The 14,990-nt window shown below is 73.4% G+C and carries 14 protein-coding genes and 1 pseudogene; 6 read left to right on the top strand and 9 right to left on the bottom strand.

Annotated features, from left to right (window positions below; genetic code table 11):
- Positions 1-34 precede the first annotated feature (34 nt).
- A complete protein-coding gene (locus ACZ4V6_RS04885) occupies positions 35-1,249 on the bottom strand; it encodes an ABC transporter substrate-binding protein (protein ID WP_467822544.1) in 1,215 nt (404 codons plus the stop codon).
- Between the two features lie 286 nt (positions 1,250-1,535).
- Between ACZ4V6_RS04885 and ACZ4V6_RS04880 the strand changes: the two genes are divergently transcribed.
- From ACZ4V6_RS04880 to ACZ4V6_RS04870, 3 genes are all read left to right on the top strand, one after another.
- Positions 1,536-2,843: a phytase gene (locus ACZ4V6_RS04880; protein WP_467822543.1), complete on the top strand. Its 1,308-nt coding sequence runs from the start codon at positions 1,536-1,538 to the stop codon at positions 2,841-2,843.
- A 138-nt stretch (positions 2,844-2,981) separates the two neighbouring features.
- Positions 2,982-3,950 carry an inorganic phosphate transporter gene (locus tag ACZ4V6_RS04875; protein WP_467822542.1) on the top strand — a complete coding sequence of 323 codons (969 nt, stop codon included), beginning with the start codon at positions 2,982-2,984 and terminating at the stop codon, positions 3,948-3,950.
- Positions 3,947-4,591: a DUF47 domain-containing protein gene (locus tag ACZ4V6_RS04870; RefSeq protein ID WP_467822540.1), complete on the top strand. Its 645-nt coding sequence runs from the start codon at positions 3,947-3,949 to the stop codon at positions 4,589-4,591. The genes ACZ4V6_RS04875 and ACZ4V6_RS04870 overlap by 4 nt, the downstream gene beginning before the upstream one ends.
- Before the next feature lie 86 nt (positions 4,592-4,677).
- Here ACZ4V6_RS04870 and ACZ4V6_RS04865 read toward each other — a convergent pair whose 3' ends face one another.
- Positions 4,678-5,421 carry a GntR family transcriptional regulator gene (locus ACZ4V6_RS04865; RefSeq protein WP_467822539.1) on the bottom strand — a complete coding sequence of 248 codons (744 nt, stop codon included), beginning with the start codon at positions 5,419-5,421 and terminating at the stop codon, positions 4,678-4,680.
- A 167-nt stretch (positions 5,422-5,588) separates the two neighbouring features.
- On the opposite strand from ACZ4V6_RS04865, the gene ACZ4V6_RS04860 reads away from it, so the two are divergent.
- The gene (locus ACZ4V6_RS04860; RefSeq protein ID WP_467822537.1) at positions 5,589-6,614 is read left to right on the top strand and encodes a Gfo/Idh/MocA family protein; all 1,026 of its coding nucleotides are present in this window, start codon (positions 5,589-5,591) and stop codon (positions 6,612-6,614) included.
- 386 nt (positions 6,615-7,000) lie between these two features.
- On the opposite strand, the gene ACZ4V6_RS04855 is transcribed toward ACZ4V6_RS04860, so the two are convergent.
- From ACZ4V6_RS04855 to ACZ4V6_RS04830, 6 genes and pseudogenes are all read right to left on the bottom strand, one after another.
- On the bottom strand, positions 7,001-7,537 hold the full coding sequence (locus ACZ4V6_RS04855; protein WP_467822536.1) for a hypothetical protein: 537 nt from the start codon (positions 7,535-7,537) through the stop codon (positions 7,001-7,003).
- A 328-nt stretch (positions 7,538-7,865) separates the two neighbouring features.
- A pseudogene (locus ACZ4V6_RS04850) lies at positions 7,866-8,303 on the bottom strand (pyridoxamine 5'-phosphate oxidase family protein); the annotation flags it as partial.
- A 12-nt stretch (positions 8,304-8,315) separates the two neighbouring features.
- Positions 8,316-11,003 carry a SpoIIE family protein phosphatase gene (locus ACZ4V6_RS04845; RefSeq protein WP_467822535.1) on the bottom strand — a complete coding sequence of 896 codons (2,688 nt, stop codon included), beginning with the start codon at positions 11,001-11,003 and terminating at the stop codon, positions 8,316-8,318.
- 190 nt (positions 11,004-11,193) lie between these two features.
- Positions 11,194-11,616 carry a DUF6003 family protein gene (locus ACZ4V6_RS04840; RefSeq protein WP_467822533.1) on the bottom strand — a complete coding sequence of 141 codons (423 nt, stop codon included), beginning with the start codon at positions 11,614-11,616 and terminating at the stop codon, positions 11,194-11,196.
- A 150-nt stretch (positions 11,617-11,766) separates the two neighbouring features.
- Entirely contained in the window at positions 11,767-12,039 is a 273-nt protein-coding gene (locus ACZ4V6_RS04835; RefSeq protein ID WP_467823132.1) for a DUF4190 domain-containing protein, read from the bottom strand.
- Positions 12,040-12,525: 486 nt separating this feature from the next.
- Positions 12,526-12,897 carry a MerR family transcriptional regulator gene (locus ACZ4V6_RS04830; protein WP_467822531.1) on the bottom strand — a complete coding sequence of 124 codons (372 nt, stop codon included), beginning with the start codon at positions 12,895-12,897 and terminating at the stop codon, positions 12,526-12,528.
- Positions 12,898-12,958: 61 nt separating this feature from the next.
- Between ACZ4V6_RS04830 and ACZ4V6_RS04825 the strand changes: the two genes are divergently transcribed.
- Complete coding sequence (locus ACZ4V6_RS04825) at positions 12,959-13,528, top strand: RBBP9/YdeN family alpha/beta hydrolase (protein WP_467822530.1); 570 nt, start codon at positions 12,959-12,961, stop codon at positions 13,526-13,528.
- Positions 13,529-13,933: 405 nt separating this feature from the next.
- Complete coding sequence (locus ACZ4V6_RS04820) at positions 13,934-14,122, top strand: DUF6381 family protein (RefSeq protein WP_467822529.1); 189 nt, start codon at positions 13,934-13,936, stop codon at positions 14,120-14,122.
- Positions 14,123-14,359: 237 nt separating this feature from the next.
- Here the strand turns inward: ACZ4V6_RS04820 and ACZ4V6_RS04815 are convergent, their stop codons facing one another.
- Entirely contained in the window at positions 14,360-14,923 is a 564-nt protein-coding gene (locus ACZ4V6_RS04815; RefSeq protein ID WP_467822527.1) for a dihydrofolate reductase family protein, read from the bottom strand.
- Positions 14,924-14,990: the final 67 nt, after the last annotated feature.

Raw genomic sequence — 14,990 nt, 5'->3', positions numbered from 1 at the left:
CGGCCCGGCCCGGGCGGACGGGGCCGGCGGTCGGTCAGCCGTGGTTGAGGCGCCAGAGGTCCTGCATCGACTGGAGGTTGTCGAAGTCGCTGCCGAGCTTGGCCGGGTCGAACACGAAGAGCTGCTTGTTCCAGTCGGTCAGGCCGTCCGGCATGAACGACCCCTGCTTCAGCTTCGGGCTGCCCGGTACGCCACCGGTCTTCAGCTGGGTGTCCACGCCGTCCTGCGTGAGCATGAAGTACACGAACAGCTTGGCCGCGGCGGGATGCTCGCTCTTCGTGGCGACGGCCGCGTACTTCGGGTACTGGTAACCGGCCCAGGGCCGCATCCCGGTGCAGACCCTCATGCTGTAGTTCTTCTCCTGCACGTCACGGAACTTCGCGTTGGACACCAGTGCGACGCGGTCCTTGGTCTGGTTCGGCGAGGCGACCGCGGCAGCGGCGTCGTCGTCGGAGGAGGTGAGGATCGGGCTGTTCTTGGCCAGTCCCTTGATCCAGGCCTCCGCGGCGGAGTCGCCGGCCGGGAGTTCCTTTCCGTACTTCGCCTGGTACGCCTGCCGCAGCCGGGTCTCTCCGCCGGCCTTCAACTGGTTGAAGAACTCGACGATGTTGGGCTTGCCCAGCGGATCCTGCATGGCGACCTTGCCCTTCCAGGCGGGGTCGGCCAGGTCCCAGATGTTCTTCACCGGGCACCCCTCGGGGAAGAGCTTGGGGTTGTAGATCCACATGTTGCCCTTGGACAGGATCTGCAAGGGGCTCTGCCGGGCGGCGGGGATGTCCTTGGCGAGGCTGCCGGGTATCCAGGTGTAGACGACCTTCTGCGCCAGCAGCTGGCCGACGAGCGAGGGCCCGTCCTCGTAGAAGGTGGCGTCGATGGTGACGTTGCCCGCCTGGTTCTCCCGGGTCATCTTCTCCAGGGTGTCGCCGACCTTGCTCTTGACCCCTGTGGCCTTGACGCCGTACTTGGCGGTGAAGGCCGCGGCGGTCCTGGTGATGTCACCGGTGCTGTCGTAGACGGTGACGCTGCCCTCCTTCTTCGCCTCGGTGACGAGCGTGCCCAGGTCGAAGCCGGAGTCGATCTGCGGCTTCGCGCCCGCCTTGGCGCCGGCGTCCGAGCCGGTACCGGTGGAGCCGCCGGACGGCACACAGGCCGCCGCGGCACCGAGCGCGCCGGCGAGGACGACGGAGACGGCGATGCGCCGACGACGGCCGCCGGACAGGGCGATGGCCCGGAAAGAGGAGCTGGGCATGGTGTGACCTCCCGCGGTGTCCCGGGGGAAACCGGGCTCGTATGGCGTGGTCCGAGGCCATCGAGCACCGCTCGGCGACCTGATGCCCGACAGCTTCGACCGGCCCGAAGCCGTATGTCAAGACATAAGGATGAAACCAGAACACACGATGTTCACCTCACGGCAATCTGTAGGCCACCTTTCGTACACCCGGAGAGCGACCGACAGACCCCTTTATTTGTCAGCACATTCTTATGTAAGGTCCGTCCTCACCGATGGGGTGACCCGCCTTCGCCAAGGAGGAACCATGCACAGACGCACCCGCCTGGCCGCCGGCCTCGCCGTGCTCATGACCGGGCTGACCGCCGCGACCGCCACCGCCTCCACACCTCCGATCCCGGGCGACCAGACCGTCGCGCCGGTGTACGCCAAGGCCGAGACACGGGCCCTCTTCGACGACGACGCCGGCGGCAACTCCAACGCCGACGACCCCGCGATCTGGTACAATGCCGCGCATCCGGGCTCCAGCCTGGTGCTGGGCACGGCCAAGGAGGGCGGCCTGGACGTCTACCGCCTCGACGGCGGACTGGTGCAGGCCCTCCCGGCCCCGGCCGCGCCCGCGGCCGACTCCGCTCCCGGCCGCTTCAACAACGTGGACGTACTCGCCGGCCTGCGCTTCCCCGACGGCCGGCGCTCGGACGTCGCCGTCGTCACCGACCGCGGCCGCGACCGCATCCGCTTCTACCGGATCGACGGCTCCCGGCCGGCCGCGCCGCTGACCGACGTCACCGACACCGCCGTCCCGCGCGCCTTCGCCGCCACCGAGGCCGAGGTCGACGACCAGTACACCGCGTACGGCACGGCGGTGTGGCGGGACCCGGACTCCGGCCGCTCGTACGTGCTCGCCAGCCGCCGGCACTCCCCCGACCTCGCGCTGTTCGAACTCCGTGTCACCCGGTCCGGCACCGTCACCTACGAGAAGGTCCGCACGCTCACCCTGCCGAGCAGCTTCCGCACGCCCGGCGGCGTCTGGAGCCCGTGCCAGGATCCGGGCGAGGGTCCGCAGATCGAAGGCCTGGTGGTGGACGCCGAGGAGGGGGACGTCTACATCGGCCAGGAGGACGTCGGCCTCTGGAAGGTGGACGCCGACCTGGACGACGAGCCGGAGTTGATCGACCGGACGCGCCAGTTCGGCATACCGGCGGTCTACGACCCGGAGGGCGACGAGTGCGTGGCCGGCGCCGATCCGGGATACGGCGGCAAGCACATCACCGCGGACACCGAAGGAGTGACCCTGTTCCGCGGGCCCTCCGGCCGGCAGTACCTGATCGTCTCCAGCCAGGGCGACTACACCTACTCCGTCTACGACACCTCGGACGACGACGAGTGGGTCGGCTCCTTCCGGGTGGCTCCGGGCACGGTGATCGACGGCTCCGAGGAGACGGACGGCATCGCCGCCACGGGCCGTGCGCTCGGCACCGCGTTCCCGAACGGCCTGTTCGTCGCCCAGGACGGCTACAACGCGCCGGCCGGCGGTGACGACGGCGACCGCACCGACACCAACTACAAGCTCGTCGACCTGTCCGGCGTGCTGCGCGCCGCCGGAGTGCGCTGACCGCACGGACCGCACGGACCGCCCGGGAGGGCGGCGGCCGCCGTTCGCGCCGTCCTCCCCTTCCCCGGGCCCCGCCGTGCGCGACCGCGCCCCCGCGTCCGTGCCGTGCCCGGCATCCAGCCGTGAGAGAGGCCCTCCGTGACCGTCACCGTCGCCCTGTGCGTCACCGCAGTCGCCTTCGTCTTCATCTGCGGGGCCAACGACGGCGGCGCTCTGCTGGAGCTCGCCGTACGGCACCGCAGCCGCTCGGCGGGACCGCTCCTCGCGCTGCTGGTCCTGGCCGTCGGGCTGGGGCCGGACCTCTTCGGCCTCGCCGTCGCCCGCACCTTCACCGGGCACCTCGGCCAGGGGCCGCCCGACGCGGCGCGCCTGGTCTTCCTCGCGGGCGCCGGCGCCTCGGTCGTCCTCGTCCTGCTGCTGACCTGGCGCGGCGTGCCCACCTCGCTGACCCTGGCCGTCCTGGGCGGACTGGCCGGGGCGGACGTCGCCCTGGGGGTCCGGCCGGCCTGGGGCCACCTCGGCGTGGTGCTGGCCGTCGGCGCCGCCGCGCCGCTGGTGGGGGTGGGAGCCGGCTGGCTCATCGGCCGCGCCGTGCACCGGATCCCCTCGCTGCGCGGCATGCCGCGCGTGGTGAGCGGCCTGCAACTGGCGGCGTTCGGCTCGCAGTGCCTGGCCTACGCGGCCAATGACGGGCAGAAGATGTTCGCGGTGGTCGCCGTGGCCTTCGCCGGCGACGCGCTGATGCCGCAGCCGTGGCAGGCCGGTGACGTCATGGTGGCCGCGGTGTTCGCGGTGGGTGCGATGGCGGGGGCGCGCAGGGTGGCCCGCGGCGCGACCAGCCGGCTGCTCACCACCCGGCCCTGGCACGTGATGTCCGCCGAGTTCGCCTCGTCCGCGGCGGTGCTGTCCACCGCCGGTCTCGGCATGCCGGTCAGCATGACCCAGTCCGTGGCGGGCGGGCTCGTCGGCACCGGCGCCAGCGAGGGCGGACGGCGCGTGCGCTGGCAGTTCACCGTTCCGCTGCTGACCGCCTGGCTGGTGACGCTGCCGGCCGGTTTCGCCACCGGCGCCGTGGCCGGCCTGATCCTCAAGGGAGTCACCTCATGATGAGCGCGACCGTGCGCCGCTTCATCGGCGACCTCACCGGACGCTCGCACCGCAGGACGATCGACCTGCTGACCGCCCAACTGGACGCGACGGTCGAGGGCGTCGACCTCGCGGCGGAGCTCGCCACCGGGCGGGTCGCTCCGGCCGAGGCGCGCGTCCGCATGGCCGACGTGGAGCACGAGGGCGACGGATGCCGGGCCGCGCTGGTGGCGGAGCTGTTCACGACGCTGACCACGCCGATCGACCGCGAGGACCTCTACCGCTTCTCCCGCTCCGTCGACGACGTCCTCGACGGTCTGCGGGACCTGGTCCGCGAGACCGACCTGTTCGGCATGCCCGGCGACCCGGCCGATCTGCCCGCGCTGGAGGCGGTGCGCGAGGGACTGGTCCGGCTGCGCGAGGCGGTCACCGAACTGCTGGGCGACCCCGGGCGGGTGCACGAGGGCGCCATGGCCGCCCGCAAGGCCGCGGGACGGGTGCGGCGCGCGTACCAGGAGGCCGTCGCCGCACTGCTGCGCGGGGAACTGAGCGCCGGCACGCTCAGCCGCCGGGAGCTGCTGCGCCGCCTCGACGGCATCGGGCTGCGCCTGAACGACGCCGCCGCCGACCTGTCCGACGCGCTGCTCAAGCGGGGGCACTGATCCGCGCGGCGCCGGACCTCACGTGCACGCACCGGCGGCGGCCCCGCACCGTGTCCGGGCACCGGCGTGCCGGCCCGCCTTGCACGTCAGTGCGCGGCGACGGTCATCTCGAACGAGTAGCGGGAGGCCCGGTAGACGTGCGTTCCGTACTCGACCGGCCGCCCCGAGCCGTCGAAGGCGGTGCGGGTCATGGTGAGCAGGGTGGCGCCGCGGGTCTCGTCGAGCAGCCTGGCCTCCGCGGCCGTCGCCCCCCGGGCGCCGATGGTCTGCTCGGCGGTGCTCAGGGCCACGCCGGACCGGCGCAGCATCTGGTACAGGCCCCCCTCGGCCAGCGCCTCGAGGGTCAGCTCGATCAGGCCCTCCGGCAGGTAGTTGTGCAGGAGCGCGATCGGCTGGTCGTCGGCGAGGCGCAGCCGTTCGACGGACAGCACCGGCTGCCCCTCCTCCAGACGGAGCGCGGCGGCGAACTCCCCCTCGGCCGGGACGGTCTCGACGGAGAGCACCTGCGTGGACGGGTGACGGCCGTCCCGTTCCAGATCCTCGTAGAGGCTGGTGAACTCGACCTGGCGCCGTATGCGGTTGGTGACGACCTGGGTGCCCACGCCCCGCTTGCGGGCCAGCAGCCCCTTGTTGACGAGGTGCTGCATGGCCTGACGCATCGTCGGGCGGGACAGCCCGAACTCGTCGGCCATGGCGATCTCGTTGCTCAGCCTGGTGCCGGGCGGCAGCTCCCCCGCCTCGATGAGGTTCTGCAACTGCTGGGCGAACTGGAAGTACAGGGGGACCGGGCTGCTCCGGTCGATCGTGATCTTCTTCGTGAGCGGTTCCACGTCATCCTCCTGCGCACTGCTGCCGTAGCCCGTCAGTATGCCTCACTTCCCGTTAAGCTCTGTACGTCTTTATGTCTGAACAAAGCCTTGCTCCCCCGCTTCCCGGGGGATAGAAAGCACCTGGGCCGCTCCGGCTCCTTCCCACGTCCGCACGAAAGGCTCCGCACATGCGCATCGGACTCATCGGTACGGGCCGTATCGGCGCGTTCCACGCCTCGACACTGGCCGCTCTGCCGGCCGTCACCGGCCTGGTCGTCCACGATCCCGACGAGCGCTCCGCCCGCACCGTGGCGGACCGCGTCGGGGCGGAGTTCGCCGGTGACCTCGACGCGCTGCTCGGCGCCGGACCGGACGGAATCGTCATCGCGGCGCCCACCGGTTTCCACGCGGAGCTGATCCTCGCCGCGCACCGCGCGGGACTGCCCGCCTTCTGCGAGAAGCCGGTCGCCGGCACCCTGGAGGAGACCGACCGGGTGCTGTCCGCGCTGGAGGGCTCCGACGTCCCCCTGCAGATCGGCTTCCAGCGCCGTTTCGACACCGGCTACCGGGCGGTGCGTGAGGCCGTCGCGGCCGGACGGCTCGGCTGGACGCACACCCTGCGGGCCTGCACGTCGGACCCCGCTCCCCCGCACCCCGGCTACATTCCCGGTTCGGGCGGGATCTTCCGCGACTGCTCCGTGCACGACTACGACGTCGTCCGCTGGGTGACCGGCCGCGAGGTCACCGAGGTCTACGCCACGGGCGCCAACCGCGGCGCGGAGTTCTTCGCCGCCGCCGGAGACGTCGACACCGGCGTCTCCGTGCTCACCCTGGACGACGGCACCCTGGCCACCTGTACCGCCACCCGCTATAACGGGGCCGGCTACGACGTACGTCTGGAGGTCTGCGGTTCCGAGGGCACCCTCGTCGCCGGCCTGACCGAACGGGCGCCCCTGACCTCGGCCGAGGGGACGGCTTGGCCGGCCGGCACCCCGTACCCGGGCTTCATGGAGCGTTTCCGGGACGCCTACCGCGCCGAACTCACCGCGTTCACCGAAGTCGTGGCGGGCGTCCGCCCCAGTCCGTGCACCGGCGCGGACGCCCGCGCCGCCCTCGCCGTCGCCGAGGCCGCCGCCCGCTCGCGGGCCGAGGGCCGCCCCGTCCCGGTCCCCGCACCCGCGCGTCCCCGTGCGTTCGGCGACCGACTGGCCTGAGCGGCACGGAGGGGACCGCGGGCCCGGCGGACCGCCGGGCACCTGAGGGCGGGCGTGGAGGGCGCCGGCCCCGGCCTCTCCCGTCGGGTGGGCGGAGGGGGCCCAGTGCTCCCAGAGCGCCGGCGTGGCCGCGGGCACCGGTACGGCGCGTTCCGCCTCTTCGCGCCCCTCCCGCAGGAACGTGACGGAGACGGGCTCGCCGACCGCCTCGGCCGGCCCGAGCACCCTCCCCATCCCGTCGTCGTCCGGGCAACTCGTCACCACGTCCATCCGCACTCCCACGGGTGTGAGGCTCATGGCCGCTTCCACGGACCGGGCCCGCCGCTTCCGGCACCCCGACGCCGAGCGGCGGAACGCGCGCGACGGCACGGCGGCCGACGCCCGCGCTACTCGATCAGCACGTCCGCGGCGATGACCACGAGCCCGATCAACATGTCCACGACCCCTGCCCGGCAGGAGGACAGCCAGCCGAGCCCGGCGGTACGGGCCGCGGAGACCCCCAGGACGAACAGGGCGACGGTGTTGAACAGCAGAGCCACGTCGACCGCCGTGTTCTCCGTCCACCACCCCGCGACCGCGCCGAGCAGGAGCGCCACGGTGGGCAGCACGGTGGCGGGCAACGGCCACTCGGCGAGCACCGCCCGCGCCCTGCTGTGCTCGGCCGCCCCGTCGGCGGACGCGCGCCGGGCGATGACGTGCGCGTACCCGTGGGCGGCACCCGACGCCAGCGCGGTGAGAAGCACCCACAGCGCGTCCTGGCCGGGATCGGCCGCTTCGCCCGGCACGTCCAGCGCGGCCACCAGGGCACTGGCCAGCACCAGGCCGTAGATCCCCCTGAACAGCCAACGCTCCGCCTGTTCGGGCCGCAGGGCTCCCCTCGGCGCGGTGCCCTCGGGACGGACGTGGTCAGCGCGGTCGGGCATCGCATCGCCTCGGTGCGGGTGGAGGACTGGGTCACCACATGCTCACGTGCGCGTCGTCACGGAGCACGACGCCACGCGGGCCGGGACGCTCGCCGAGCCGGAGGACCACCACCGGTCCGGTCCCCACGGCCGCCGAGGACAGGCAGGCTCGTCGTCTTCCCCGTGTTCCCGTCGAACGTGCGGCTCCAGCCGCTGGAGTACGTCCCCACCGTCCTCGACGGGCCGCCCGGGACCGAGGACCGGACCCCCCGCCCGGGCGCGGTCGCCGGGTGCCGGACGCCGGGGGCGGGGTCCTCGGCCGGCACGTCCGCTCAGGGCGGCGTGCGGGTCAGGGCACGGGGACGGGACCGCCTGGCCGGAACCGCTCCACGCCGACGACGTGCCGCACCTCGAGCGGGCGCCCGATCACCGCGACGCGCCGCTCCCCCGGCATGATCCGTTCGAAGCGCTCGCTGCCCAGGTACTTACGGGCCGGACGGTCCATCCGGTCGTGCGCCTCCTCGCCCTCGACGAAGCGGGACACCGCGCCACTGATCCGCCCCCGGTCGAAGGGGTCGGCGGCATCGGCGTGCGACAGGTGCACGCGGGGATCGCGGCGCGGGTTCTCCTCCTTCACCCGGCCCACCGACGTGTCGAAGGCCAGCCCCCCCTCCAGATCCACCCACATCGGGCTGACCTGCGGCGCTCCGTCGGCGAACACGGTGCCGACGTACCAGATGCCGGGGGCTCGCAGCCGGGCACGGACGGCTTCGCCGAATGCCGCGGTCGTTCCGCGAGGCTACCAACCATGATCGGCGGGGCCATGGTCCCGGGCGAGGGACTGTTCGGTCCAGATGACTTTGCCGTGTCTCGTGTAGCGCACGCCCCACCGATCGGCGAGCTGGGCCACGAGGAACAGACCGCGTCCGCCCTCGTCGAATTCGGCTGCCTGGACCACGCGCGGCGCGGTGCTGCTCGCGTCGCGCACCTCGCAGATCAGGACATGGCGCCGAAGGAGGCGCACGGTGACGGGCGGCGCGCCGTACCGGACGGCGTTCGTGATCAGTTCACTGAGGATGAGTTCCGTGGTGAAACCCGTGTCGCCGAGTCCCCAGCTCTCCAGTTGCCGCACGCACTGGGCGCGGACGGCGCCGACTGCCGCGAAGTCGGCGGGAACGTCCCACTGGGCCATGTCCCCGGCCGGGAACCGGCGGGGGGCCGCCACGAGCAGGGCGACGTCGTCGTGCGGCCTGTCCGGCACCATGGCGTCGATGACGGTGCTGCACGTGCTCTCGCAGTCCGGCTCCGTGCGGGCGAGGACCGACCTCAGCAGCTCCAGTCCGGTGTCGATGTTCCTGCCGCGGCTCTCCACGAGCCCGTCGGTGTAGAGAACGAGGCGGCTTCCCCGCGGGAGGTCGACGTCGGCGGTCTGGAACGGGACGCTTCCCAGGCCGAGCGGCAGATTGGCCGGCACGTCGAGGAACTCGACCGATCCGTCGGGCAGGACGAGCGCGGGCGGCGGGTGCCCGGCGCCGGCGACGGTGCACCGGCCGTCGACCGGGTCGTAGACCGCGTACACGAGGGTCGCGCCTGTGACGGTGTGCTCTTCGCCGCCCGGCTGGTCTGCGGCATCCAGGCGCGTGACGAGCTGGTCCAGGTGGAAGAGGAGGTCTTCCGGGGGCAGATCGAGAGCCGAGAAGTTGAGGACCGCGGTTCTCAGTCTGCCCATGGTGGCGGCGGCCTGCAGACCGTGCCCGACCACGTCGCCCACCACCAGAGCGACCCGGGCGCCCGACAGGGGGATGACGTCGAACCAGTCACCGCCGACGCCCGACCGGGCCGGCAGGTAGTGGTGGGCCACCTCCACGGCCTCCTGCCGGGGCAGGCCCCGCGGCAGCAGGTTGCGCTGGAGCGAGACCGCGGTGGCGTGCTCCCGTGTGTAGCGGCGCGCGTTGTCGATGCACACCGCCGCGCGGGCCGTCAGCTCCTCCGCGGGCGACACGTCGTCCGGCTGGAACGCAGGCCGCCGCCCACGCCAGAACATGACGAGTCCCAGCACCACCCCCCGGGCACGCAGCGGCACCGTGACGAGCGAGTGGAAGCCCAGTCGGAGAACACGCTGCGCGCCCTCCGGATCCGGTGCCCGCCAGTCCTGTGACCGTGCCAGATCGGGCACCAGTACGGCCCCGTCGCCGTCGGCCGCCTCGCGCCGCCGCAGGACCGGTCCGTACTCCAGGCTGCTGCCCGCCTCGTGCCAGGGCCAGTCCTCGGCCGCGCCGCGTACCGCCACCCGCCGCACCGACGACGCGACTCCCGGCACAGGTTCGTCCCCGCGCAGCACCAGATCGAAGAGATCGACGGTGACGACGTCCGCGAACTGCGGGACGACGAGATCCGCGAGCTCTTCGGCGGTGCGCACCACGTCCAGGGTGCTGCCGATCTCCGCGCTCGCCCGGTACAGCAGTTCCAGGCGCTCGCGGGCGACTTCCGCTCGCCCGGTGAGAGCGCGGAGCTCGGTGGTGTCGCGCAGCGTGGCGACGCCACCGGCCGGGCCGCCCCCGCCGCGGCCGGTCCGCCTCACGTTGACCGCGAGCAAGCGGCCGCCCACCGGCTGGACGGCGTCGTCCACGCTCCGGCCGGACTCCAGGAGCCGCACCATCGAGGGGGGCAGGCCCAGATCCCGCAGCGACCGCCGCTCCGCATCGGCGGGAAGCTGCAACAGCCGCCGCGCCTCGTCGTTGACCAGCGACAACCGGCCGTCCGCGCCGATCACCAGGACTCCTTCGCGCGCCGCGTGCAGCACCGCGTCATGGTGTTCGTACATGCGCGTCACCTCGGTCGGCCCCAGCCCGTGCGTCTGCCGGCGCAACCGCCGGCTCACCAGCCATGCCGCACCGGTGGCCAACGCCAGTGACCCCGCGGCACCTGCTGCCAGCAGCGGCAGTTGCCTGTAGAAGGTGCTGCTCACCGTGCTGATCTCCAGGCCGGCCGTGACCATGCCCACGACCCTGCGGTCCGCGTCGGTGACCGGTACGACCGCGCGTACGGCGTCCGTCGGCGCTCCCATGAACAGCTCGGTGTAGGACTCGCCGGCGAGTGCCCGGCTGAAGTCTCCGCTCGCCCTCCTGCCGATCAGCCGGGGCCGGGCGTCGGTGTAGCGGACACCGTCCCGGCCCAGCACGGTGACGAAGTCCACGCCCGAGGTCCGGCGTGCCTCTTCGGCCGGCGGCTGCAGTACGGCTGTCGGGTCCGGGCTCTTCAAAGCCGCCGCGACGCCGGGAGAACTGGCGAAACCCGCCGCCACGGCAAGCGCCTGGTGCCGCGCCCCGCGCACCGCCTGACTCCGCGTCTCGTACGCCAGTGTGATGTCGCTCAGCACGGCCAGGAGCAGCACGACCAGCAACTGCAGCACGAAGACCTGCGCCGCGACGCTGTGCAGCCCTGGTTTCCGTGATGCCGGTGATGCGCCGCTCGTCCCCTCACGCATTCACCAGTTTTAGCACCTATTGGTCCGTTATCGCCCTACCGAGGGCGCGGCATGGTCCCCTCCTCGGCACCGCGCCGCGGCACCGGACGGCCACCGGTGCACAGAACCCGGCGCGGGCGGGGCGGCGCCTCGGGCGTCCGCCCCGCCCCCGGCCGCCGGCCGTGGGGCGCCGCCGGGCCCGGTGGCGGCGTCAGTGGGCGATGGCCTTGACGGCGGTCAGGTCCTCGCCGGTCAGCTCCGCGACGCGGTGCGCCGGCACACCGGCCGCCAGCGCGCGGGTGAGCAGCGCTTCGCGGCCGTCCGCGCAGGAACGGTAGGCCAGCAGCTCCTCCTCCAGCCGCGCGACGCCCTCCGGCGCCGCACGGTGGCGCAGACGGCTCATTTCCTCTTCCCCGAGGGGGACGGGCAGCCGCTCGGCGCCCTCGGGGATGGCCTGCGTCTCCTCCGGCGGCAGCAGGCGCAGCGCGGGGGACGAGGCGGTGACACCCTGCGCGTCGAGCCAGGCGCGTACGGCGGGGGTCTGCATGCAGGCCAGGTCCCCGAGAGCCGTGGGGGGCGTCCCGAGCTCCGGGGCCGGGCCGTTCAACAGGACGAGGTAGGCGTCGTCGGTCATGCGTGGTTCCTCACAGGGATGGACGGTCGACTCGCAGGCCTTCCCCCTACCCGCTGCGGGCGGCCTCACCGGGGTGACGTCCCGCAGCGGGCCGCCCCGGCCTCCGCTCCGGGGAGCCCGGCCTGACGGGCGTGGGCGGCGGGCCGTGGGTCAGCCGATGGTCCAGGTGAAGCTGCCGCCGTTGCCGGCCGCGACGGCGAACATCACGATCATGAGGAGGATGTCGGCCACTCCGAGGCCGATGTCCCACTTCGCCATCGTGGAGCCGGTCCGGCGCAGCGCCACGGCGCCGAAGATGATGGCCAGCGGACCCAGGACGATCGGCAGGATGAACAGGCCGACGATGCCGCAGACCAGTCCCGCGATCGCCAGTCCACTCGTCCGGCTCGTCTCGTGCGCACCCGCTCGGCTATAGGACGACATCGTCATCTCCCAGTCTGTCGTGGTGGGCTTCCTTCGCCCCTACGGTTCCTTTCTGGTTGCCCGTCCCGGCCGGGGCATGCCTGTGACGGCCGGTCAAGTGCCGCCGCTCCGTGGCCGGTTGCCGGACCGGCGGCGGGTGGGGTCATCGGTGCCCGGCCCCCTGGCCGGGGGCGGGGGGGCCGGTTCGGTGACCGGTGTGCCGCCGAGGGCACGCTCGGTCGCGGTCAGCGGACCCCCGGGCGGCTCCACGCCGGCGGAGGCGAACCGGCTCCCCTCGGGGACGGGCTGTCCGGGCGTGTGCTCGCCGGTGAGGACGCCCTGGGCGAGCGGTGACCGGGTGATCCGGGAGGTGCCGCCCGCGGCGCACGGGCCGAGGACCCCGGCCCGGGGCCCCTGCCACAGCATGGAGGACCGGGGCCGGGAGGAGACGGACAGGGCGGCGCCGGCGGTGCCGATCGCGGCCCGGACCCGCGCGACCTGTTCCGGTCAGGGCATCGCCGGCGCGCCTCGGCCGGCCGAAGCGAGCTCGCTCAGCCGCCGTCGCGTCTCGCGGAGTTCGGCCTGCCTGGTGTCGAGGCGTCTGGCCACGGCGTCCAGCTCGGCCCGCAGACCCGGGCACATCTCCAGCGAGACGCCGTGATCGCCGGTGCGAGCGCAGTCGAGGTACTGCCGGATGACACCGGTTCCCAAGCCGGCGGAGATCATCATCCTGATCTGCGTGACACGGACGACGTCGGACTCGGAGTACTCCCGGTACCCGCTGCTGTTGCGGACCGGGGCCAGGAGTCCTCGGTCCTCGTAGTGGCGCAGCGCTCGCGCGCTCACTCCGGTCCGGTCGGCGAGCTCGCTGATCAGCACCGTCGGCTCCTCCCCATCGGCTTGACCTTCACGCTGACGTGAACCCCTACCGTCCTGCGGCATGACACGCGGAACACTCCGACAGCGCGCCTCGATTATCCACGGCTACGGCGCGGGCCCCGAGGACCACTGGTTCGGCTGGCTGGCCGAACGGCTCCGAGCGGACGGCATCCCGACCACGGTCCCGGCCCTCCCGGATCCGCGGGACCCGGACCCCGGGCGGTGGGGGGACGCCGTACGTACCGAACTGGGGACGCCCGACGAACACTCGATCGTCGTCGCCCACAGCCTGGGCTGCCTGACCGTGCTGCGCCATCTGCGCTCCCTGCCGGGCCCCTGGCGTCTCGGCACGCTCGTGCTGGTCTCCGGTTTCGTCGACCGGCTGCCCGCGCTCCCGGTCCTGGACGCCTACATCGGACACGGCTGCGACGTGGCGGGACTCGGCGACCACATCGATCGGCTCACCGTCATACGGTCGGACGCGGACCCGTACGTGCCGCCTGCTCACACCGACCGTCTCGCCGGCCTGCTCGGGGTCTCCGCACGGGTGATACCCGGATGCGGTCATTTCCTCGCTTCCGACGGCGTCACCTCGCTGCCCCAGGTCCGGGAAGCCGTCGCGTCGTCGTGACCGGGCCGGCATCGCCGCCGCGGACGGCCCGGGCCCTCGCCGGGCCGTCCGCGGCGTCCGGGCGAGGGCTTCACCGGCGGGTCCCCGGGAAGGCCGGCACGGACGCGCCGGCCGCGACGACCGACGGCGGGGGACGTGTCCGCCGGGTCGGACGTCCCCGCGGGAGTGGCCGCACGCGGGCGCGGCCCACCCCGGGCTGCGGGTACGACGTCACCGGCGCACCCTGGAGACAGGGCGAGCGCCCCGGAGGCCGTGCGCCCGCCGTTCGGCGCGGGTGGCCGGCGGGTGACCGGGCGCGGCCGGCTCCTCGGCCCCGCGCACGGCGACCGGGGCGTCGTCGGGCTCCTGCGCCGCGCAGGTCCCGGCCGTTCGTCCTGGCGTTTCCCATTCGCGAGGTGATCGACCATGAGCTCAGACGAAACGCGCGAGCGGTTGCAGCAGATGCGGGAGAAGGCCAAGGGCCTGGCCGACGCCGCGGAGCGGACCGACGATCCGCAGCGGCGTGCCCGTCTCCAGGAGGAGGCGCGCTCGCTGCGGTCCCGGTGCGAGCAGGAGAGCGCCATGCGCAGCGGGGACATCTACCCCTCGGAGTAGAGGGGCCGGCCGGGGTGAGGCGGCCCTCGCCCCGGCCGCGTGGCCAGTCGCCGCCTCGGCCGCCGGGCGCATGTCCCGGACCGTGCGGCGCGGCGGGCAGCGCGCCGGCCGGGACCCGGGCGTCCCCCGCCGCGGGGACCTGCCCCACCGTCGCCGACAGCACGGAGCCGAAGTGCCACGTCGTCCTGTCGTGACCCCGCGACGGCCCGGTCCCGGCCGCCGGCTCCTGGAGCGGGGCTAGCGCACCACGCGGTGGCGCAGGTGGACGACTCCCGAGCCGAAGGTGCGGGTCTCGACCAGTTCGAGACCCACCCGGCGTCCGTGCCGGGGGAAGAACGGAATGCCACCGCCGACCAGCACCGGGTGGACCACGGCCCGGTACTCGTCGATCAGGTCCAGCGCGGCCGCCTCGGCGGCGAGCGTCGCGCCGCCGATCGCGATGTCGCCCTCCCCCGGCTCGGCCCGCAACCGCGCGATCTCCTCCGCCAGGCCCCCGGAGGCCAGGCGGGCACGGCCCTGCACCGCCGGCAGCGTGGTGGAGAACACCACCTTCGGGAGCGGTTTCCACAGCGCGGCCCACTCGCGCATCGAGTCGTCGAGCGAGGGATCCCGGTCGGCGGTCTCCCAGTACAGCATCGTCTCGTACAGCCGCCGTCCCAGCAGGTGGACGCCGGTCCCCCGGATCTCGTCGATCCAGAAGCGGAAGACCTCCTCGTCGGGCCCCGCCCAGTCGAAGTCGCCGTCCGGCCCGACGATGTAGCCGTCGAGGGAGACACCCATCGAGTAGGTCACGCTGCGCATCAGACATCCTCCTCGGGAACGGGTCCGACACTACGACCGCCGCCCACCGCGGGACTCGTCGCGGCGC

It is taken from the genome of Streptomyces sp. NPDC029152 (assembly GCF_055564355.1).
The sequence above is the reverse complement of the archived record's forward strand: the minus strand, read 5'-3'. Positions and strand labels throughout refer to the sequence as shown.

Excerpts from the sequence above, each read along its gene's own strand:
- ACZ4V6_RS04840 (WP_467822533.1), bottom strand. The coding sequence starts at position 11,616 with ATGACCGACGACGCCTACCTCGTCCTGTTGAACGGCCCGGCCCCGGAG.
- ACZ4V6_RS04835 (WP_467823132.1), bottom strand. The coding sequence starts at position 12,039 with ATGTCGTCCTATAGCCGAGCGGGTGCGCACGAGACGAGCCGGACGAGT.
- ACZ4V6_RS04885 (WP_467822544.1), bottom strand. The coding sequence starts at position 1,249 with ATGCCCAGCTCCTCTTTCCGGGCCATCGCCCTGTCCGGCGGCCGTCGT.
- ACZ4V6_RS04860 (WP_467822537.1), top strand. The coding sequence starts at position 5,589 with ATGCGCATCGGACTCATCGGTACGGGCCGTATCGGCGCGTTCCACGCC.
- ACZ4V6_RS04845 (WP_467822535.1), bottom strand. The coding sequence starts at position 11,003 with ATGCGTGAGGGGACGAGCGGCGCATCACCGGCATCACGGAAACCAGGG.
- ACZ4V6_RS04820 (WP_467822529.1), top strand. The coding sequence starts at position 13,934 with ATGAGCTCAGACGAAACGCGCGAGCGGTTGCAGCAGATGCGGGAGAAG.
- ACZ4V6_RS04870 (WP_467822540.1), top strand. The coding sequence starts at position 3,947 with ATGATGAGCGCGACCGTGCGCCGCTTCATCGGCGACCTCACCGGACGC.
- ACZ4V6_RS04815 (WP_467822527.1), bottom strand. The coding sequence starts at position 14,923 with ATGCGCAGCGTGACCTACTCGATGGGTGTCTCCCTCGACGGCTACATC.
- ACZ4V6_RS04855 (WP_467822536.1), bottom strand. The coding sequence starts at position 7,537 with ATGCCCGACCGCGCTGACCACGTCCGTCCCGAGGGCACCGCGCCGAGG.
- ACZ4V6_RS04825 (WP_467822530.1), top strand. The coding sequence starts at position 12,959 with ATGACACGCGGAACACTCCGACAGCGCGCCTCGATTATCCACGGCTAC.
- ACZ4V6_RS04880 (WP_467822543.1), top strand. The coding sequence starts at position 1,536 with ATGCACAGACGCACCCGCCTGGCCGCCGGCCTCGCCGTGCTCATGACC.